12 protein-coding genes are annotated in these 14,307 nt (G+C 70.1%); 5 read left to right on the top strand and 7 right to left on the bottom strand.

Features of this window, described 5'->3' with window-relative positions:
• Nucleotides 1-82: 82 nt before the first annotated feature.
• On the top strand, nt 83-1,081 hold the full coding sequence (locus ACFWPQ_RS15275) for an LLM class flavin-dependent oxidoreductase (RefSeq protein ID WP_384033691.1): 999 nt from the start codon (nt 83-85) through the stop codon (nt 1,079-1,081).
• An 18-nt stretch (nt 1,082-1,099) separates the two neighbouring features.
• Here ACFWPQ_RS15275 and ACFWPQ_RS15270 read toward each other — a convergent pair whose 3' ends face one another.
• Nucleotides 1,100-3,571, bottom strand: coding sequence for an ATP-dependent Clp protease ATP-binding subunit (locus ACFWPQ_RS15270; RefSeq protein ID WP_384033687.1), 2,472 nt, complete (start codon nt 3,569-3,571; stop codon nt 1,100-1,102).
• A 210-nt stretch (nt 3,572-3,781) separates the two neighbouring features.
• Here ACFWPQ_RS15270 and ACFWPQ_RS15265 point away from each other — a divergent pair, with 210 nt between their 5' ends.
• On the top strand, nt 3,782-3,973 hold the full coding sequence (locus tag ACFWPQ_RS15265) for an antitoxin (RefSeq protein WP_361293784.1): 192 nt from the start codon (nt 3,782-3,784) through the stop codon (nt 3,971-3,973).
• 194 nt (nt 3,974-4,167) lie between these two features.
• Entirely contained in the window at nt 4,168-5,559 is a 1,392-nt protein-coding gene (locus ACFWPQ_RS15260) for a DUF3500 domain-containing protein (protein ID WP_384033684.1), read from the top strand.
• Here the strand turns inward: ACFWPQ_RS15260 and ACFWPQ_RS15255 are convergent.
• The 5 genes from ACFWPQ_RS15255 to ACFWPQ_RS15235 form a co-directional block, all read right to left on the bottom strand.
• Nucleotides 5,514-6,377: a lysophospholipid acyltransferase family protein gene (locus tag ACFWPQ_RS15255; protein ID WP_384033682.1), complete on the bottom strand. Its 864-nt coding sequence runs from the start codon at nt 6,375-6,377 to the stop codon at nt 5,514-5,516. The two genes, ACFWPQ_RS15260 and ACFWPQ_RS15255, sit on opposite strands and share 46 nt — an antisense overlap.
• A complete protein-coding gene (locus ACFWPQ_RS15250; RefSeq protein ID WP_384033841.1) occupies nt 6,377-7,141 on the bottom strand; it encodes a GNAT family N-acetyltransferase in 765 nt (254 codons plus the stop codon). Before ACFWPQ_RS15250 ends, ACFWPQ_RS15255 begins: the two co-directional genes overlap by 1 nt.
• A gap of 359 nt (nt 7,142-7,500) precedes the next feature.
• A complete protein-coding gene (locus tag ACFWPQ_RS15245) occupies nt 7,501-8,250 on the bottom strand; it encodes a succinate dehydrogenase/fumarate reductase iron-sulfur subunit (protein ID WP_384033680.1) in 750 nt (249 codons plus the stop codon).
• Entirely contained in the window at nt 8,247-10,196 is a 1,950-nt protein-coding gene (locus ACFWPQ_RS15240) for a fumarate reductase/succinate dehydrogenase flavoprotein subunit (RefSeq protein ID WP_384033677.1), read from the bottom strand. Before ACFWPQ_RS15240 ends, ACFWPQ_RS15245 begins: the two co-directional genes overlap by 4 nt.
• Before the next feature lies 1 nt (nt 10,197).
• A complete protein-coding gene (locus ACFWPQ_RS15235; protein WP_384033838.1) occupies nt 10,198-10,869 on the bottom strand; it encodes a succinate dehydrogenase in 672 nt (223 codons plus the stop codon).
• 119 nt (nt 10,870-10,988) lie between these two features.
• Between ACFWPQ_RS15235 and ACFWPQ_RS15230 the strand changes: the two genes are divergently transcribed.
• Together ACFWPQ_RS15230 and ACFWPQ_RS15225 are read left to right on the top strand one after the other, a co-directional pair.
• Entirely contained in the window at nt 10,989-11,873 is an 885-nt protein-coding gene (locus ACFWPQ_RS15230) for a LysR family transcriptional regulator (RefSeq protein ID WP_384033674.1), read from the top strand.
• Between the two features lie 723 nt (nt 11,874-12,596).
• Nucleotides 12,597-12,929 carry a DUF397 domain-containing protein gene (locus ACFWPQ_RS15225; protein ID WP_384033672.1) on the top strand — a complete coding sequence of 111 codons (333 nt, stop codon included), beginning with the start codon at nt 12,597-12,599 and terminating at the stop codon, nt 12,927-12,929.
• Here ACFWPQ_RS15225 and ACFWPQ_RS15220 read toward each other — a convergent pair.
• Nucleotides 12,926-13,789 carry a helix-turn-helix domain-containing protein gene (locus tag ACFWPQ_RS15220; protein WP_384033669.1) on the bottom strand — a complete coding sequence of 288 codons (864 nt, stop codon included), beginning with the start codon at nt 13,787-13,789 and terminating at the stop codon, nt 12,926-12,928. The genes ACFWPQ_RS15225 and ACFWPQ_RS15220 overlap by 4 nt on opposite strands.
• Nucleotides 13,790-14,307 lie beyond the last annotated feature (518 nt).

The raw sequence follows: 14,307 nt of genomic DNA, 5'->3' as shown, positions 1-14,307 counted from the left end.
ACCCTAGAGCGGCAGCCCCGGAACGGGCGGCGACCGCCTGTGACGGCGGGAATCCTGGGGCCGCCCGGCTGTTGAACCCCTTGTGAACGCAACCATCGCCCGGACCCGGTTCTCCGTCCTCGACCGCTCGCGCACCAGGGAGGGGCATGCGCCGGGCGAGGCGCTGCGGGACACCGTGGCGCTGGCGCGGGAGGTGGAGGCGCTCGGGTACCACCGCTTCTGGGTGTCGGAGCACCACGGGGTGCCCGGGGTCGCCGGTTCCGCACCGACCGTGCTGGCCGCCGCCGTGGCCGCCGCCACCCGGAGCATCCGGGTCGGGACGGGCGGGGTCATGCTGCCCAACCACCGGCCTCTGGTCGTGGCCGAGCAGTTCGGGGTGCTGGAGTCCCTGTATCCGGGGCGGATCGACATGGGGCTCGGCCGGTCGGTGGGCTTCACCGACGGCGTGCGCAGGGCACTGGGACGGGACAAGGACGACGCCGAGGACTTCGCGGCGCAGCTCGGCGAGCTGCTGGGCTGGTTCGAGGGCACCTCGCCGACGGGGGTGCGGGCCCGCCCGGCGGAGGGGCTGCGGGTGCCGCCGTTCGTGCTGGCGATGGGTGAGGGCGCGGACATCGCGGCCCGCGGCGGGCTGCCGCTGGTCATCGGCGACCTGCGCAACCGCGAGAAGATGCGGCGCGGTGTCGACCACTACCGCGACCGGTTCCGTCCCTCCCCCTGGGCCGCCGAGCCGTACGTCGTGATCTCCGGGACGATCGCCGTCGCCGACACCCCGGAGGCGGCGCGCCGGCTGCTCGTCCCGGAGGCCTGGTCGATGGCGTACTCCCGCACCCACGGCACGTTCCCGCCGCTGCCCCCGGCCGAGGCCGTCGAGGCCCGGACGATGACCGCGAAGGAACGCGGCTTCTACGAGTCCGGGCTCACCGGACACCTCGCCGGCACCGAGGACCAGGTGGCCCACGAACTGGAGACGGTCCTGAAGGAGACCGCCGCCGACGAGGTGCTGGTCACCACGAGCACGTACGACCGCGCGGCCCTGCTGGACTCGTACCGGCGGCTGGCCGGGATCGTGACCTCCTGAACAGGCCGATCGGACCGGTCAGACCGTGGCCGGCTTGGCGGACCTGATCACGATCTCGCCGTTCGCCGCGTCCACCACCGCTCGCTCGCCCGCCACCAGCTGGCCGGAGAGCAGCAGGTCGGCGAGGCGGTCGTCGACCTCGCGCTGGATGGTGCGGCGCAGGGGGCGGGCGCCGAAGTCGGGCTCGTGGCCGAGGTTGGCGAGCAGCTCCGCGGCCGTGTCGGTGACTTCGAGGCTGACGTCCTGGGCGTGCAGCCGGCGCCGGGTGTGTTCCAGCAACAGGTCGACGATCTCGCGCAGTTGGGTGCGGTCCAGGCCCCGGAAGACGATGATCTCGTCGATGCGGTTGAGGAACTCCGGCCGGAAGTGCTGCTGGAGGGCCGGCATGACCGCCTCGCGGACCTTTGCGTAGTCCTCGGTGCCGGCGGCCAGGATGCGGTCGGCACCGATGTTCGACGTCATGATGACGACGGTGTTCTTGAAGTCGACGGTACGGCCCTGGGCGTCGGTGAGACGGCCGTCGTCCAGCAGCTGGAGCAGGGTGTTGAAGACGTCCGGGTGCGCCTTCTCCACCTCGTCGAGGAGCAGCACGGCGTACGGCTGCCTGCGCACCGCCTCGGTGAGCTGGCCGGCCTCCTCGTGGCCGACGTATCCGGGCGGGGCGCCGACCAGCCGGGAGACCGTGTGGCGCTCCTGGAACTCGCTCATGTCGAGCCGGATCATCCGGGTCTCGTCCCCGAAGAGGGCGGCGGCCAGGGCGCGGGCCAGTTCGGTCTTGCCGACGCCGGTCGGGCCGAGGAAGAGGAAGCTGCCCACGGGACGGTTGGGGTCGCTCATGCCGGCGCGGGCTCGGCGGACCGCGCGGGCGACGGCGGTGATCGCCTCGTCCTGGCCGACGACCCGCTCGTGCAGGTGCTCCTCCAGCTTCATCAGCCGTTCCCGCTCCTCCTCGGTGAGCTCGGCGACCGGGATGCCGGTGGTGCGGGAGACGACCTCGGCGATGTCCTCGGCGGTGACCTTGGGTGCGTGTTCCTCGGCGGTGCCGGCCTGCGCCAGCTCGGCCTCGGTCTCCTTGATGCGGTCGCGGACCTCCTTGGCCCGCTCGTACTCCTCGTCGGCGACGGCCTGGTCCTTCTCGCGGTTCAGGGCGGCGATCCGGTCCTCGATGTCCCGGGTGTCGGTGGGCGGGGTCTTCGAGCGCAGCCGCACCCGCGCGGCCGCCTGGTCCATCAGGTCGATCGCCTTGTCGGGCAGGAACCGGGAGGTGATGTACCGGTCGGACAGCTCGGCCGCGGCCACCACCGCCTCGTCGGTGATGCGGACCTGGTGGTGGGCCTCGTAGCGGTCGCGCAGGCCGCGCAGGATCTCGATGGTGTCGTCGACGGTGGGCTCGCCGACCAGGATGGGCGCGAACCGGCGCTCCAGGGCCGCGTCCTTCTCGATGTGCTTGCGGTACTCGTCGACGGTGGTCGCGCCGATGAGGTGCAACTCGCCGCGGGCGAGGGCGGGTTTGAGGATGTTGCCGGCGTCGAGGGCGCCGTCGCCACCGCCGCCCGCGCCCACCACGGTGTGCAACTCGTCCAGGAACAGCACCAGTCCGTCGCTGTGCTCGCGGACCTCGTCGAGGAGCTTCTTCAGGCGTTCCTCGAACTCGCCCCGGTACTTGGTGCCGGCCACCATCCCGGCCAGGTCGAGGGAGACCAGCCGCTTGCCTTCGAGGGTCCTGGGCACGTCACCGGCGACGATCCGCTGCGCGATGCCCTCCACGATGGCGGTCTTGCCGACGCCGGGGTCACCGATCAGGACCGGGTTGTTCTTGCTGCGCCGGGAGAGCACCTCGATGGTCTGTTCGACCTCCTCGTCCCGCCCGATCACCGGGTCCAGGCGCCCGGCCCGGGCGTCCTCGGTGAGATCACGGCCGTACTCGTCGACGGTCGGCGTGGTGCTGGGCTTCTTGCGCTCCGCCGCGCCCTCGGCCGGCATCCTGGTCGGCTCCCAGCCGCTGTCGCCGAGCACCCGCCCGGCCGCCGACTCCGGGTTCGCGGCGAGCGCGCGCAGCAGGTGCTCGGGGCCGATGTAGGAGGCGCCCTCGGCGCGGGAGATCTGGTAGGCGTCGAGCAGGGCGCGCTTGGCGGCCGGGGTGAGGGCGGTGGGCTCGGTCTTCTCGCCGCCGCCGTGGCCCGCGGTGAGCCGCGCGCGGAGCTGGTCGGGGTCCGCGCCCGCCTCGGTGAGCAGCCGCCGGGTGGAGTCATGGGTGGTGGCGGCGGCCAGCAGGTGCCGGGCGTCCAGTTCCTCGCTGCCCTCGAAGGCGGCGAGGTCCCGGGCCTCGGCGACCAGTTCCCGGGCCCGCTCGGACAGCAGGCTGCCGATGTCCACGCGCTGCGGGCGGCGAGGCTGGGCGCCCGCACCCGCGCCGCCGAAGAAGCGGGACATCAGCTCGTCGAACTCCTCGAAGGGACTGCGTCCGAATCCGAAACCGGGAGTGCTCATGGGGCCGGGCCTTTCTGCGGACGGCTGTGCGGGCGGCGCTACGGGGCGGCTGCGCGAGAGCCCCTGCCCAGGGCTCCGCGATCGGCGGCATTCCGCGCCTTCAAAGCTCGCACAGGCTTGCCGGGCCCGCACGGGGACGCCCGCCGAGATGCGGACGGCGCCCCGGCCGGTGACGCTGGGGGTGGAACGCAACCAGCGAGGAGGGCTGCCATGTCCATGCTGGACAAGCTCAAGGGGATGCTCAAGGGCCACGAGGACCAGGCCAAGAAGGGCGTCGAAAAGGGCGGCGACATGATCGACCAGCGGACCGGGAACAAGTACCAGTCCCAGGTCGACATGGCCCAGAAGCAGGCCGACGACTACATCGAGCGGGAGCGGAGGCAGGGCAACCCTCCGCAGTAGCGAACGACCGCGCACCAGCGAACGACCGCGCCGGCCGGCCTCGCGGGATCTGTCCCTGCCCCGCGAGCCGCCGGTCGCGGGGTGTCCGCCCACGGCATACCCGCCGACGCCCCCGGACGTCGGTGTCCGCGGGCGCGTTCCCTGTCCTCCGGGGTCTTCAGGAACGCTTCAGGTTGCCCCGGGACCTTGGGCCCATGCACGGACACCACCCCCGCACCCCCGAAGCCGAGCGCAGCCGCCGCTGGTTCATGAACAAGGCGCTGCTCGCCGGCGGTGTCGCCGCGCTGGCGACCATGACCGGCTGCTCCAACGGCTCGTCCAACGCGTCGAGTTCGCCCTCCTCCGGGGCCCCGAACGGCGGCATGCCCTCGGGCGGCCCCGGCGGAGCCGGCGGCATGGGTCCCGGCCAGACCGAGGTCAAGTACAAGGACTTCACGGGCCTCACCACGGACGGCAAGGTCGTCGACGGCCTGTACTCGATCCACTCCACGGACGTCTCCACGGACAAGGTCGTCAAGGCCGCGCAGGCGTTCCTGGACGGGCTCAGCGCGAAGGAGCGCAAGTCCTGCACGTTCGACGTGGACGACGACGAGTGGCTGGCCTGGAGCAACGTCGACGGCTACGAGCGCAAGGGCGTCCGGATGGGTGACATCACGGACAAGAAGCGGGAGCTGGGCTTCGCGCTGCTCGGCACCGCGCTCTCCGCGAAGGGTCTCACCCAGACCCGCAACATCATGAAGCTCAACCAGTTCCTGGGCGACTACAACGGCGGCAACCGGGACACCCTGACCGAGGGCGCCTACTTCTTCACCTTCATGGGCACCCCGTCCACCACCAAGCCGTGGGGCTTCCAGTACGAGGGCCACCACGTGGCGATCAACTACTTCGTGCTCGGCGACCAGGTCGTCATGACGCCCACCTTCATGGGCTCCGAGCCGACGTCGGCCACCTACAACGGCGAGAAGATCACCCTCTTCAAGCCGGAGACCAAGGCCGGTCTGGCGCTGCTGCGCTCGCTCACCTCGACCCAGCGCGCCAAGGTGATCGACTCCAAGGTCGGCAAGTCCGGCACCGACATGAAGGCGGGCGCGGGCGCCGACAACCTCAAGCTCGCCTACCAGGGCCTGCCCGGCTCCGAGCTCACCTCGACCCAGCAGGACAAGCTCCTCGACCTGGTCCGGGTGTACGTCGGCTACATGGACGACGGGCACGCGGGGGTGAAGATGACCGAGGTGGAGAAGCACCTGGACCAGACGTACTTCTACTGGCTCGGCGAGACCAAGGACACCTCGGCGTTCTACTACCGGGTGCACAGCCCGGTCGTCCTCATCGAGTACGACGCCCAGTCCCCGCTCGCCTACGGGACGAAGACCGGCACCGGCGGCGGCCAGCCCTCGGGCCAGCCCACCGGTCAGACGACCGGCCAGCCCACCGGCGGTATGCCCTCCGGCGGGCCGGGCGGCGGTGGCATGGGCGGCCCCAACGGCACGCCCACCCAGCAGCACATCCACACCATCATCCGCACGCCCAACGGCGGCGACTACGGGGTGGACCTGCTCAAGCTCCACTTGGAGACCGACCACTGAGCAGCCCGCTCAGGGCTCACCAGAGCCGCGTGCGTCCAGGCGGGTTCGTGGGTCCCCGGCTGGGCGGCGCGGGCGAGGGTACGACGGTCCGCGTGGCTGCCGGCCGGTATCAGCGGCCGCACGTCCACCTCGGCCACCAGGCCGCGGGCCGTCACCACTCGCCAGAGGGAGGCCAGCAGCGTGTCCTCGCCGACATAGGCGGGCACGGTGCTGGCCGCTCCCGCTTCCAGCCGGTAGTGCAGCCGCACCGGCTGGACGGGGGCGCCGGCGTCCAGCGCGGCCTGGAACACGGCCCGCCTGAAGCGTCCCTGGGCCCGGCCGCACCAGGTGCTGCCCTCCGGGAAGGCGACCACCGCGGCCCCCTCCCGCAGTGCCCCCGCGATCCGGCCGACGGTGTCGGGCAGCGCGCGCAGCCGGTCCCGGTCGATGAACAGCGCCCCGGCCCCGGCCACCAGCGCGCCGGCCACCGGCCACTCGCGGATCTCCTTCTTGGCGAGCATCCGGGCCGGCCGTACGGCGGCCAGCAGCGGGATGTCCATCCAGGAGATGTGGTTGGCGACGAGGAGCACCCCGCCGGCGCTCGGCGCACTTCCGGTGATCCGGACCTGGACCCCGGCGGCCCGGACGAGTGTCCGGGAGAACCGCCGCACCCACTCGGCGGGGATCCGCCCGCCGAGCGGCAGCAGCGCGATGGCGACGAGCATCAGGGCCACGACCGCGGCGAACCGCAGCACGGCCCGGGGCAGGGCCGTGACGGACCCGGCGCGCTCCACACAGGCGCCCGGAGTGCAGGGCGCGCTGGGCAGCCAGACGCTCATCAGGCCGGGACGAGCGAGAGGAAGTGCCGCAGATAGCGCGCGTTGACCCGGCGCATCGACAGCAGCACGTACATGTCGGCGACCCCGAAGTCCGGGTCGTGCGCGGGCTCGCCGCACACCCAGGCGCCGAGGCGGAGGTAGCCGCGCAGCAGGGCGGGCAGCTCGGTGCGCCCCTCGGGGGCGGGTCCGGTGGGCACCCAGGGGTTGAGGGGCCGTACCCGGAACTCCTCCGGCGCGAGGTGCTTGGCCTGGACCTTGTCCCAGGTGGCGGTGGCGAGGGCACCGCCGTCGGCGAGCGGGACGGAGCAGCAGCCGGCCAGCCACTCGTGGCCGCGGTCCACCATGTACCGGGCTATGCCGGCCCAGATCAGACCGATCACGGCGCCGTCGCGGTGGGCGGGGTGCACGCAGGAGCGGCCGACCTCGACCAGGCCGGAGCGGATCCCGGCCAGCGGGCCGAGGTCGAACTCGCCCTCGGAGTACAGGCGGCCGGCGACCGTGGCACGCTCCGGCGGCAGCAGCCGGTAGGTGCCGACGACCTCGCCGGTGAGGGCTTCGCGGATGAGGAGGTGGTCGCAGTACGCGTCGAAGGCGTCCACGTCCAGACCCGGCTCCGGCCCGTCGAGCCGGGCGCCCATCTCTCCGGCGAACACCTGGTAGCGCAGCCGCTGTGCGGCCCGGACGTCGTCCTCGTCACGGGCGAGCTGCACCAGATAGCCGGAGTCCCCGGGCGGGGCGGCGAGAGCGGGGGGTGAGGCGGGCATGGCGGTCATGGAGGTCTCCTGCGCCGAGCGGAAGCTGAGGAAATCTGCACCTGCTTTCTTCCGTGGCAGGCTGGACTCGGCGTGACGTGCGCGGGACCCGTGGATGTGGGACTGCTGAATGCCGGGGGTCGCAGGGCGTACGGTCACTGAGAGACGCGCCGGGGTAACGCTACCGTGGTCCGACGGCCACCCGGAAACGCGAGACGGGGCCGGAGAGCACCACCCCGACCCCGCCCGTCCGCACCTTTCGGCGAACGTTCACTGAATCGCCCCTGAAAGGGGCGCGGGGCTGCATTTGATTTGCGGCTGCCGCCGCGTGGGCGCGACCAGCCCCCGCGCACCCGCACTCCCCGACGGCGCTACCGCTTCCCCGCCTTCCGGGTAGCCCGCAACCACTCGCGATTCATACTGGTGATCGACACCAAGGGAATGCCCTTCGGGCAAGCAGTCGCGCACTCCCCAGTCAACGTGCACCCCCCGAACCCCTCCGAATCCATCTGCGCCACCATGTCCAGCACCCGCGTCTCCCGCTCGGGCGCCCCTTGCGGCAGGACGTTCAGGTGATTCACCTTGGCGGAGGTGAACAGCATCGCCGCCCCGTTCGGGCAGGCGGCCACACACGCCCCGCACCCGATGCACTCCGCATGCTCGAACGCGAAGTCGGCGTCGGGCTTCGGCACCGCCGTGGCATGGGCCTCCGGCGCGGCCCCGGTCGGCGCCGTGATGTATCCGCCGGCCTGGATGATCCGGTCGAACGCCGACCGGTCCACCACGAGATCCTTGATCACCGGGAACGCCGACGCCCGCCACGGCTCGATGTCGATCGTGTCGCCGTCCTCGAAGGACCGCATGTGCAGCTGACAGGTGGTGGTGCGCTCCGGCCCGTGCGCGTCCCCGTTGATCACGAGGGAGCACGCGCCGCAGATGCCCTCGCGGCAGTCGTGGTCGAAGGCGACGGGGTCCTCGCCGCGCAGGATGAGTTCCTCGTTGAGGGTGTCGAGCATCTCCAGGAAGGACATGTCGGAGGAGATGCCGTCCACCTCGTACGTGGACATCGCGCCGTCGGCGTCGGCGTTCCGCTGCCGCCAGACGCGCAGGGTGAGCTTCATGCGTAGCTCCGCTGGGTGGGGTGGACGTACTCGAAGACCAGGTCTTCCTTGTGCAGGACCGGGGCGTCCCCGGTGCCGGTGAACTCCCAGGCGGCCGCGTAGGCGAACGCGTCGTCGTTGCGGGCGGCCTCGCCGTCCGGCGTCTGGGACTCCTCCCGGAAGTGGCCGCCGCAGGACTCGGCGCGGTGCAGCGCGTCGAGGCACATCAGCTCGGCCAGTTCCAGGTAGTCGACGATGCGGTTGGCCTTCTCCAGGGACTGGTTGAACTCCTCGCCGGTCCCCGGCACCTTGATCCGCCGCCAGAACTCCTCACGGATCTGCGGGATGCGCTCGAGTGCCTTGCGCAGCCCGGCGTCCGTGCGGGCCATCCCGCAGAACTCCCACATCAGTTCGCCGAGTTCGCGGTGGAAGGAGTCGGGGGTACGGTCGCCGTCCACGGACAGCAGCAGGTTCAGCCGGTCCTCCGTCTCGGCCAGCGCCTCCTGGACCACCGGGTGTTCGACCGTGACCGCCTCCTGGTGGGGGTTGCGGGCGAGGTAGTCGTTGATGGTGGCGGGGAGCACGAAGTAGCCGTCGGCCAGGCCCTGCATCAGCGCGCTCGCGCCGAGCCGGTTGGCCCCGTGGTCGGAGAAGTTGGCCTCGCCGACCGCGAACAGGCCGGGGACGGTGGTCTGGAGGTCGTAGTCGACCCACAGCCCGCCCATCGTGTAGTGCACGGCGGGATAGATCCGCATCGGCACCTGGTACGGATCCTCGTCGGTGATCCGCTGGTACATGTCGAAGAGGTTGCCGTACTTGGCCTCGACGGCCGCCCGCCCCATCCGCCTGACGGCGTCGGCGAAGTCGAGGTAGACGCCCTGCCCGCCGGGACCGACGCCCCGCCCCTCGTCGCAGACGTTCTTCGCGGCGCGGGAGGCGATGTCACGCGGGACCAGGTTGCCGAACGACGGGTAGATGCGCTCCAGGTAGTAGTCGCGCTCGTCCTCGGGGATCTGGTTCGCGGGCCGGGTGTCGCCCTTGGCCTTGGGCACCCAGATCCGGCCGTCGTTGCGCAGCGACTCGCTCATCAGGGTGAGCTTGGACTGGTGGTCGCCGGTGCGCGGGATGCAGGTGGGGTGGATCTGCGTGAAGCAGGGGTTGGCGAACCAGGCGCCGCGCCGGTGCGCGCGCCAGACGGCGGTGGCGTTGGAGTTCATGGCGTTCGTCGACAGGTAGAAGACGTTGCCGTAGCCACCGCTGGCGAGGACGACGGCGTCCGCGAAGTACGTGTCGATCTTCCCCGTGATCAGGTCCCGGGCGACGATCCCGCGCGCCCGCCCGTCGACGACGATCACGTCGAGCATCTCGGTGCGCGGGTGCATCTCCACGTTCCCGGCGGCGATCTGCCGGCTCAGCGCCTGGTAGGCGCCGAGGAGCAGTTGCTGCCCGGTCTGGCCGCGGGCGTAGAAGGTCCGCGACACCTGCACGCCGCCGAAGGACCGGGTGTCGAGCAGACCGCCGTACTCACGGGCGAACGGAACGCCCTGCGCCACGCACTGGTCGATGATCTCGACGGAGATCTGCGCGAGGCGGTGGACGTTGGACTCCCGCGCCCGGAAGTCACCGCCCTTGACGGTGTCGTAGAACAGCCGGTGGACGGAGTCGCCGTCGTTGCGGTAGTTCTTCGCCGCGTTGATCCCGCCCTGTGCGGCGATGGAGTGGGCGCGGCGCGGGGAGTCCTGGTAGCAGAACTGGACGACGTGGTAGCCCTGTTCGGCGAGAGTGGCGCCGGCGGAGCCGCCGGCGAGGCCGGTGCCGACGACGATCACCGTGTGCTTGCGCCGGTTGGCGGGGTTGACCAGCTTGGCCTCGAAACGGCGCTTGTCCCAGCGTTCGTTGATCGGGCCGTCGGGGGCCTTGCCGTCGGAGACGGGTGCGCCGGTCGGGTAGTTCACGTAGTCGGTCATGTCAGCTCACCACTCCGGTCATGACGCCCACGGGTACGGCGATGAAGCCGGCCGTGAGCAGCAGCGCGAGAACGTCGGCCGTGATCTTGAGGGCGCGGTCGCGCGTGCGGCTGCCGACGCCGAGGGTCTGGGCGGCGCTCCAGAAGCCGTGCCGGATGTGCAGGCCGAGCGCGAGCATCGCGACGATGTAGATGACGTCGCCGTACCAGGTGGAGAAGGTGTCCACGACGTTCTGGTACGGGTGGCCCTCCTGGAAGCCGCCGGAGTGCACGGTGCCGGTGGTCAGGTCGAGGATGTGCCAGACGATGAAGAGGCCGAGGATGATCCCGCCCCAGCGCATGGTGCGGGTGGCGTAGGAGGCCCTCGGCTTCTTGTGCACGTACTTGCTCGGGCGTGCCCGGATGTCGCGGCGGCTGAGCTGGTACGCGGACGTAGCGTGCGCGACCACCGCGACGACCAGGACGATCCGGATGAGCCAGAGCGTCCACTCGTAGTGCATGAACGGTTCACCGACGGTGCGCAGCCAGTGGGCGTAGTGGTTGAACTCGCCCGCCCCGAAGTAGATCTTCAGGTTCCCGATCATGTGCGCCACCAGGTAGAGCAGCATGATCAGGCCGCTGACGGCCATCACGGTCTTCTTGCCGACGGAGCTGTCCCACATCGTGCGCGCCATGGACGGCCGTCGGTCCGTCCGCGTTGCCAGAGCCATGTGCAGGACGGTAGGGCCGAACGGCCCCATCGGTCCAAGACATGGTCCGGCTTGATTCGATAGGCAGAAGCTATCGTGTCACCATGCAGTTCCAGCAGCTTCAGTACTTCGTCGCCGTGGCGGAGACCCGGCACTTCACCCGGGCCGCCGAGCTGGTCCATGTCGCCCAGCCGTCACTGTCCCAGCAGATCAGGGCGCTGGAGCGGGAGCTGGGGGCGGACCTGTTCCTGCGGGCGCGGGGCAACATCACCCTCACCGACGCGGGCGAGGCGCTGCTGCCGCTGGCCCGGCGGATCCTCGCCGACGCGGACACCGCCCGGTACGAGGTGCAGGAGCTGGTGCAGCTGCGCAGCGGCCGGGTGCGGCTGGGGGCGACGCCGAGTCTGTGCACCGGGTTGCTGCCGGACGTGCTGCGGGCGTTCCACGACCGGTATCCGGGGATCCAGCTGCTGATCGAGGAGAGCGGGTCCCATGATCTCGTCCGGGAGCTGGCGCGCGGGGCGCTGGACCTGGCACTGATCGTGCTGCCGCTGCCGCCGGGATCACCTGCCCTGACCACCGTGGAACTGCTGCGGGAGGACCTGGTGGTGGTCTCCTCGCCCGAGGCGACGGTGCCCGGGCGCGGGCGGGGTGGAGTGAAGATCTCTGATCTGGAGGGGGAACGGCTGGTGATGTTCCGGCACGGGTACGACCTGCGGGAGCTGACCGTCGCGGCGTGTCGCTCCGCCGGGTTCGAGCCGGGGTTCGCTGTCGAGGGGGGCGAGATGGACGCGGTGCTGGGGTTCGTGCGGGCGGGGTTGGGGATGGCCGTGGTGCCGCGGATGGTGGCGGCGCGATCGGGGCGGGGGCTGCGGGTCACTCCGTTGGCCCGGCCGGGGTTGCATCGGACGATCGCTCTGGCCCACCGGAGCGATGTGGCGCCGCCTCGGGCTGCTCGGGAGTTGCAGAGGATGCTGTTGGAAAGGTGAGAGAGCCTGCCGGCACCGGATTGGTCGATCACCGTCCGAGGCCGCGGGTTCGCCCTGGCTGGTCGCGCAGTTCCCCGCGCCCCCGAGGGGACGTCTCGATCGTGGCCAGGGCCCTCCGGCCTGACCTCGCCGAAACGATCTGTTCGCTGCAGTCGGGACGGCGCACTGCAGGGCGCATGTGGTCATGACAGACCCCCAGGGGGCGTTGGCTTCGGTCGGCCCCGCGTAGGTTCTGATCCCATGGGTGCACGGGACGCTTCTGCGTGCCGAGGGTGCGCCCTTCGTACCGCGCCGAATGAGGGCGACGATGATGCGAAGTGGCCCAGGACCGGCCGCGTCGGCGCCTGCCGGGGGCGGATGCCGGGCAGGCGCGCTCGGGACGGTGGCGCCTGGAGGTGCTTCGAGAGTGGGCCGAGTTTAGGCTAGCTAGCCGCGCTGGGCCCACCACACTATGAGGGACACGAAGGCAGCGCCGACGGCGGTGCCCGCACCCTGCAGGACGTGACCTGCCGTGGTGCGGCCCCAGGCGTGCCAGTGTTTGCGTGCAGCTGTGCGGATGACGTGAGTGGAAGAATCGCTAGACTTCATCGAGTGAGGTGTCCTTATCGATCCGAACGGGACGCTTCGCCAGGGGAGCCCACGGCCGGATGCTTGCCGGCTAGGCCATGGGCTCCCTTTTTAATGTGCATATTCAGGTGAAAATTTTCCAAACATGCACATATCGTGCCTTGTCGCTCTTTTTGTGTTTTCCGTTGCCCGCTGCGCGACGGGCAACGTGCCTGGAATACTGCCTTGTCCCACGTCATCAGGTCACTCATACTTTTCTGTGCCATTGACGGGGACCCGGGAGGCGCAGTGATTCGCCCTGGAGACAACTGGAAGAAAAGCTCCTACAGTGAAACCAACGCCTGTGTCGAGGTCGCTTTCCGTGCCTCCGTGCGGGTGCGCGACTCGAAGCAGTCTTCACCGACCTTTGTGGAATTCTCGACTCCAGCATGGCGTTTCTTCGTCGGGGCCTGCCAGGCGGAACCCTCCCTTCGACGACGGGTTGACTAGTCTTCTGGCCCGAACAACACCTCGCGGGTGATCGGCCTGGCCAGCGTCTTCTCCACGAGCCAGAAGGCATCCAGGTAGTCGGCCGGCTCCTTGCGTTCGCCCAGGGCCGCCCGCTCGTTCAACAGGGCCTCACCGCCGGGGCTTTCCAGGTAGGCGACAAGGTCGTCATTGGCTGTCCCGAATTCGAAGATCTGATACGGCGTGCGGAACAACGGGTAGGGCCCCACCGTAAACGGAACGTACAGGATGGTGACATTCGCCAGGGCGTCGAGCCGCAGCAGCGTCTCGTACTGCTGATTCATCACGGCCTCGGTCCCCACGGTGCGCCGCAGCACGGCTTCGTCGAGGATGAAGAAGAACTGGGCATCGGCCGATTCCAGCGCTTTCTGGCGCTTCATGCGCAGGTCGACCCTCAGCTCCAACTGCCGCTCTCCGGTACCGTCCGCCTCCTCCTGCAGCGCCTTGAACAGGGCGCGGGCATACTCCTCGGTCTGCAGCAGTCCGGGCACCACGTTCCGCTCGTAGTTGCGCACGATGGTGGCCGACTCCTCATAGGCGATATACGCCTCCAGAGCCGGGGTCATGACCTGCCGGTAGGGGGCATACCAGGAGGGCTGACGGGCCGCCCTGGCCAGCTCGACGAGTTCATGCTGCTCCTCCTCGTCGACGCCGTAGTGGGACGTCAGCGCCATGGCGTCGGTGATGCTTACCGCGATCTTCCCGTTCTCGATACGGATGACCTTCGACGGGGACCAGCCGAAGGCGTCGGCGACTTGTTGCTGGGTCTGTCCGGCGGCCTCTCGGGCCTTCTTGAGCCGGTCCCTCAGCCGCTGCCGCAGGAACATCGGGTTTTCAGACAAGATCACGGCATCCCTTTCGCGTCATCACTGGCACGGGCCATGACGCCGTTGCTGCAGCGGCAGGGCCGCGCGCCAGGCTACCGGGCTTGGACGCAAACTGCCCCCTGGCCGAATCGGCTCTACCATGCCGTGCCCGATCGAAATGTGACCGAACAGCGTACTGGCAGGCACACTCAGGCATGACTAAATCCCGCATGGCATGCGGGAGGGTGACGGATACATGTCTGGCAAAGCAGACTCTAGCCGATGTCACGGTGGCCTTCGTTCATACGACTGAATGCTATGTAGCAAAATTGTGCCTGCCAGCACCTCACCAGGCAAGTAGCGGTCCTGCGGCGACACCCACACACGAGACGCGCAGCCACCAGTGGGCCTCCCGTGCCGAATGAGTTTTCTCGACCACCCGCTCACCTGCACGGAGGCTCCCCTCAACAGAGCGAGTCCCCCGCTCCCGCCGGCCCCTCCGCCTTCGTGGAACAGACACCACAACAGTCGATACCGACGGCCCCAGGTACCAC

Source organism: Streptomyces sp. NPDC058464, from assembly GCF_042721035.1.
In the GTDB taxonomy this organism is placed as follows: domain Bacteria; phylum Actinomycetota; class Actinomycetes; order Streptomycetales; family Streptomycetaceae; genus Streptomyces.
This window is presented reverse-complemented; position numbering and strand designations above follow the sequence as displayed.